Source organism: Streptococcus sp. HMSC071H03, assembly GCF_001813035.1.
GTDB lineage: Bacteria > Bacillota > Bacilli > Lactobacillales > Streptococcaceae > Streptococcus > Streptococcus anginosus.
On the sequence record NZ_KV811176.1, the window covers coordinates 1 to 6,013 of the forward strand.

At 41.7% G+C, this 6,013-nt stretch carries 3 protein-coding genes and 2 pseudogenes; 4 read left to right on the top strand and 1 reads right to left on the bottom strand.

Annotated features, from left to right (window positions below):
• A pseudogene (locus tag HMPREF2887_RS09605) lies at positions 1–992 on the bottom strand (IS110 family transposase); the annotation flags it as partial.
• Positions 993–1,323: 331 nt separating this feature from the next.
• On the opposite strand from HMPREF2887_RS09605, the gene HMPREF2887_RS09610 reads away from it, so the two are divergent.
• The 4 genes and pseudogenes from HMPREF2887_RS09610 (at position 1,324) to gltX (ending at position 5,934) form a co-directional block, all read left to right on the top strand.
• Positions 1,324–2,355: a S66 family peptidase gene (locus HMPREF2887_RS09610; protein ID WP_021001218.1), complete on the top strand. Its 1,032-nt coding sequence runs from the start codon at positions 1,324–1,326 to the stop codon at positions 2,353–2,355.
• A 93-nt stretch (positions 2,356–2,448) separates the two neighbouring features.
• Positions 2,449–2,892, top strand: a complete 444-nt coding sequence (locus HMPREF2887_RS09615) for a dUTP diphosphatase (RefSeq protein ID WP_021001219.1) — start codon at positions 2,449–2,451, stop codon at positions 2,890–2,892.
• A pseudogene (radA, locus tag HMPREF2887_RS09620) lies at positions 2,852–4,269 on the top strand (DNA repair protein RadA). The gene HMPREF2887_RS09615 and the pseudogene radA overlap by 41 nt, the downstream one beginning before the upstream one ends.
• A gap of 207 nt (positions 4,270–4,476) precedes the next feature.
• Positions 4,477–5,934, top strand: a complete 1,458-nt coding sequence (gene gltX, locus HMPREF2887_RS09625) for a glutamate--tRNA ligase (RefSeq protein ID WP_021001221.1) — start codon at positions 4,477–4,479, stop codon at positions 5,932–5,934.
• Positions 5,935–6,013: the final 79 nt, after the last annotated feature.

Consider the following 6,013-nt stretch of genomic DNA (forward strand, 5'->3'; position numbering starts at 1 on the left):
TCTGCGATTGTCTTTTTCGTTTCTCATAAAAGTCTGCTTGGTGATGTGTTCTTGAGCCAGAAAGTTTCCAGATTCGTAGTGCCTCAGATCAATTCCAATATGATTGGCAGACTGAAAACGGCGAATATCTCCTAATTCGCTTATGATAGAGGTGGCTGTTGTTTCAGCGATACCAGGAATGGAGAGAAGAATCTCGTATTCTGGTAGAGGTTTGGCCAGCTCTACCATTTTGTCTAAGATAGTCTGTCTGCGTTCGGTCAATCGTTGGAGTTCTCCTGCATAGTAACGAACCTCTTCGATTATTGGAGAGGTTTTCTTGGTAGCACAATAAGACTGTTTGGCTAGTTCAATGAGTTTCCCCACCAGATAAGCGACACGCTTGTCAGAGATGCGTTTGGCTGTAGACTGCCGAATGATGGCAGTCAGTTCCATCTCAGACATCTCCAGGGCGAAAGCTTTACTTGGGAATGCCCTCACCAGCTGCCAGTATTGTTCATCTGTTGGCGCTGATAAAATAGACTCTATTTCTGGGAAGGTCACTTGCAGTACTTTGTGAAGGCGGTTCTTAGTACGAACGGTATCCTCTGTCAGATTCTGATAGAAACGACTCAAATCCCGCAAATCTTGATAAACCTCCTCTTGAACATGGGTTGGCTTACGATTGAGCACAAATTGAGATTGTGCTAGTTTTTCAGCGTCAATCTTATCCGTTTTACGAACTCGCAGGCTATCCAATTGCTTCTTAGCTTCCAGAGGATTGAGCCGTGTATAAGCATAGTTATTCTCCTCCAGAAATGCCTGAAGGCGCCGTGAATAGACCCCAGTGCCTCAAAGATGATTTCAGGGAGTTGAATGGTTTTTAAATCGCTCAAGAGACGTGCAAATACAATGGTATCGTTGGGTATGGTGTAGTCATGAACTTTCTCCCCATTCACTAAAATCGCTACCTCTGAACTTGCCTTGCTCACATCAATTCCGAAAACAACCCTCATGATATTACCTCTTTGTCTTGAATGATTCCTTGTTTTAGTGATGTCATTTTCAATACACGACGTCAAGCGTCCCACATACTTTGATAACATTCTTCCTAAAACAGGTGTCTTGCCAGTTTTGTGTACGACATCTAGCGTCAAAAAGACCCTCGACTTAACAAGACACCTCTACTTTAACATAAAGAAAAAGCAGTGAGTACCATCTCCCGTCGGAGATTTCCTCACTCCTAATCTTAGTATGTTTTGTTTTGTGAATATTGGTCATTTAGCATTTTAGTTGATTGTATTTTGTGATATAATGATTCAAATTATCAGTAAGGGAGGAAATAGGATGATAAAGAACGTTGGAATCGTTAGTCTATCAAGCGGGATTATAGGAGAAAGTTTCGTTAGGCATGAGGTTGATCTAGGATTAAAGCGTTTAAAAGACTTGGGACTTGAAGTGACGTTTTTAGAGTATGCACAAAAGGGAATGGATTATCTGAAAGACCATCCTAAATCGAGAGCGCAAGATTTGATTCAAGCTTTTGAAGATCCTTCAATTGATATGATTTTATGTGCTATTGGTGGAGATGATACGTATCGATTGTTACCCTATTTGTTTGAAGATGAACAGTTAAAAAAGGTTGTGAATCAGAAAGTATTTTTAGGCTTTTCAGACACCACTATAAATCACCTCATGCTTCATAAGTTGGGAATGAAAACTTTTTATGGTCAGTCATTTCTTGCTGATGTTTGTGAGTTAGAGGAAGAAATGCTGCCTTATACGCTTTCATATTTTAAGGAACTGATTGGAACAGGGACTATCTCAGAAATTAGACCGAGCAATGTCTGGTATGATGAGAGGACGGATTTTAGTGAAAAAGCCTTAGGAACGAAACGGATTCGTCATGAAAATCAAGGTTTTGAATTGCTGAAAGGGAAGGCAACATTTGAAGGGGAAATTTTAGGAGGCTGTTTGGAGTCGCTCTATCAGATATTTGATGAAAGATATGAAGGTGCCATTGAACTGTGTGCTCAATACCAGCTCTTTCCTAGTCTTTCAGAGTGGGCAGGAAAAATTCTTTTGTTGGAAACCAGTGAGGAAAAACCAGAACCAATTTTATATCGAAAAATGCTAGAAGCCTTAAAGGCGACAGGGATTTTTTCTGTTTTAAATGGTGTACTTGTTGGAAAACCAATGGATGAAACTTATTATGGAGAATATAAACAAATCCTGCTTGATGTCATTGATACAGATATTCCTATTTTATATAACTTAAATGTTGGACATGCTACCCCAAGAGCAATTGTTCCTTTTGGAGTGAAAGCTGAGGTGGATGCCAACGAGCAAGTCATTCGATTTTTGAATGAACTGAAATAACTTCAAAAGTGCAGGTTGAAGAATGACCTGCATTTTGCGTGTTGTTTACGAATTTAGTATAATAGGGGAAGCAAATGTAGAAAAGAGAAAAATATGCGAATTCGTGGTTTTGAGCTTGTTTCAAGCTTTAAAAATAAAAATTTACTGCCAAAGCGTGAGACGGCTCATGCGGCTGGTTATGACTTAAAAGTGGCAGAGCGTACAGTGATTGCGCCAAAAGAGATTAAATTAGTGCCAACAGGTGTCAAGGCCTATATGCAGGTTGGTGAAGTGCTTTATCTTTATGATCGTTCATCTAATCCACGTAAAAAAGGATTAGTTTTGATTAACTCTGTGGGCGTTATTGACGGGGATTATTATGGCAATCCGGGAAATGAAGGTCATATCTTTGCGCAAATGCAGAACATTACAGAGCAAGAAGTAGTTTTAGAAGAGGAAGACCGTATCGTTCAAGCTGTCTTTGCGCCGTTTTTGCTTGCTGATAATGATGAAGCAGATGGTGTGCGGACAGGTGGTTTTGGAAGCACTGGGCATTAAGAAAGAGGAATCTATCATAGCCAAGAAAAAATCGACATTTGTTTGTCAAAATTGTGAATACCATTCGCCCAAGTATCTGGGGCGTTGTCCGAATTGTGGTGCTTGGTCGTCTTTTGTCGAAGAAGTAGAAGTTACAGAGGTTAAGAATGCGCGTGTTTCGCTGACGGGTGAAAAAAGTCGACCGATGAAGTTAGCGGAGGTGACTTCTATCAATGTCAACCGTACCAAGACAGATATGGATGAGTTTAACCGCGTCTTGGGTGGCGGCGTGGTGCCAGGAAGTTTAGTTCTAATCGGAGGAGATCCCGGTATTGGGAAATCGACACTTTTATTGCAGGTTTCAACCCAACTCTCTCACAAGGGAACGGTATTGTATGTCAGTGGGGAAGAGTCTGCTGAGCAGATTAAGTTGCGTGCGGAGCGATTAGGCGATATTGACAGTGAGTTTTATCTTTATGCCGAGACCAATATGCATCAGATTCGTGCTGAGATTGAAAAAATTAAGCCAGATTTCTTGATTATAGACTCCATTCAGACGATTCTATCGCCAGAAATTTCTAGTGTGCAAGGCTCGGTTTCGCAAGTACGAGAAGTGACAGCGGAGCTGATGCAGTTGGCAAAAACCAACAATATTGCCACCTTTATCGTGGGTCATATGACCAAGGAAGGTACCTTGGCTGGACCTAGAACCTTGGAACACATGGTGGATACGGTACTTTATTTTGAAGGTGAGCGACAGCATACTTTTCGTATTTTGCGGGCGGTCAAAACCGCTTCGGCTCTACGAATGAAATCGGCATTTTTGAGATGCAGTCAGGTGGTCTGGTTGAAGTGCTCAATCCTAGCCAGCTTTTCTTAGAGGAGCGTTTAGATGGAGCAACAGGCTCTTCTATCGTGGTGACCATGGAGGGGACGCGTCCAATCCTTGCGGAAGTGCAGGCTTTGGTGACGCCGACCATGTTTGGCAATGCCAAGCGGACAACGACAGGATTGGACTTTAATCGCGCCAGTCTGATTATGGCTGTTTTGGAAAAGCGAGCAGGGCTATTATTGCAAAATCAGGATGCCTACCTAAAGTCAGCAGGCGGTGTCAAATTGGATGAGCCAGCCATTGACTTAGCTGTTGCTGTCGCAATTGCTTCTAGTTATAAAGACTTGCCAACGAATCCACAAGAATGTTTTATTGGAGAAATCGGTCTGACGGGGGAAATCCGCCGTGTTAATCGCATTGAGCAACGCATTAATGAAGCTGCTAAGCTAGGCTTCACCAAAGTTTACGCTCCTAAAAACTCTCTGAACGGATTGAACATTCCCGAAACTATTGAAGTTATTGGTGTAACAACGATTGGTGAAGTGTTGAAGAAGGTGTTTGGGTAAGTCAGTGTAACTGAGCGGTGAATTGATAGGTGAGACAGACGGTGGCTTCTACATTGCTAAGGAAATTCTGTAAATGATTGGAAGAATAATAAAGTTTCATCGTTTCTGTTATTTCTTTTCGACAACTATGTGGTATAATAGTAACGTTTGAAATAAAAACAGGTTTTTCCTGTTGAAAATATAAGATAAAAATTAGGAGACATACAATTGGCGAATCAAATTCGTGTGCGTTATGCACCAAGTCCAACGGGACTGTTACACATTGGGAATGCGCGGACTGCGCTCTTTAATTATCTTTACGCTCGTCACTACGGCGGAACTTTTATCATTCGGATTGAAGATACTGACCGTAAACGCCATGTGGAAGACGGGGAACGTTCGCAGTTGGAAAATCTGCGTTGGTTAGGAATTGATTGGGATGAGAGTCCAGAAACGCATGAAAAATATCGCCAGTCTGAACGTTTGGACATTTACCAAAGCTATATCAATGAGTTACTTGAAAAAGGCTTGGCTTATAAATCATATGTGACGGAGGAAGAGCTGGCAGCAGAGCGTGAGCGTCAGGAAGCTGCTGGAGAAACACCTCGTTACATCAATGAATATCTGGGAATGTCTGAAGATGAAAAAGCAGCTTATATCGCAGATCGTGAAGCAGCAGGCATTGTTCCAACAGTCCGTCTTGTGGTCAATGAATCTGGTATTTACAAGTGGAACGATCTTGTCAAAGGTGAGATTGAATTTGAAGGTGGCAACATCGGTGGTGACTGGGTTATCCAGAAAAAAGACGGTTATCCAACTTATAATTTTGCGGTTGTGGTGGATGACCATCTGATGAAAATTTCCCATGTCATTCGTGGAGATGACCACATTGCCAATACCCCTAAGCAGCTCATGGTGTACGAAGCGCTCGGTTGGGAAGCGCCACAATTTGGTCACATGACCTTGATTATTAATTCCGAAACGGGTAAGAAATTGTCCAAACGTGATACAAACACGCTTCAATTTATCGAAGATTACCGTAAGAAAGGCTACCTGCCTGAAGCCGTCTTCAACTTTATTGCCCTCCTTGGCTGGAATCCTGGCGGTGAAAATGAAATCTTCTCTCGTGAAGAATTGATCCAACTCTTTGATGAACATCGTCTCAGCAAGTCTCCGGCTGCTTTTGACCAAAAGAAATTAGACTGGATGAGCAATGAATACATTAAAAATGCGGATTTTGAAACCATTTTTGATATGGCGAAACCTTACTTGGAAGCGGCTGGTCGTTTGACTGACAAAGCTGAAAAATTAGTTGAACTTTACAAACCACAAATGAAGTCTGTAGATGAAATCGTACCGCTCACAGACCTTTTCTTTGAAGATTTCCCAGAGCTAACGGCAGAAGAAAAAGAGTTTATGGCAGGCGAAACGGTACCGACTGTTTTGAAAGCATTCAAAGAAAAATTGGAAGCTATGAGTGATGAAGACTTCAAGTCAGAAAATATCTTCCCACAAATCAAGGCGGTGCAAAAAGAAACGGGTATCAAAGGCAAAAACCTCTTTATGCCAATTCGTATCGCTGTTTCAGGCGAAATGCACGGTCCAGAATTACCAGACACCATTTACCTGCTTGGACGTGAAAAATCTATTGAGCACATCGAAAATATGTTGAAGAACATCCAATAAATTTAACGAAAGAAGCTGAGACAAAAGTGCCCAGCTTCCTTTGTTTTATATAGTTAGAATTATAAGACGCAGTGGTTGA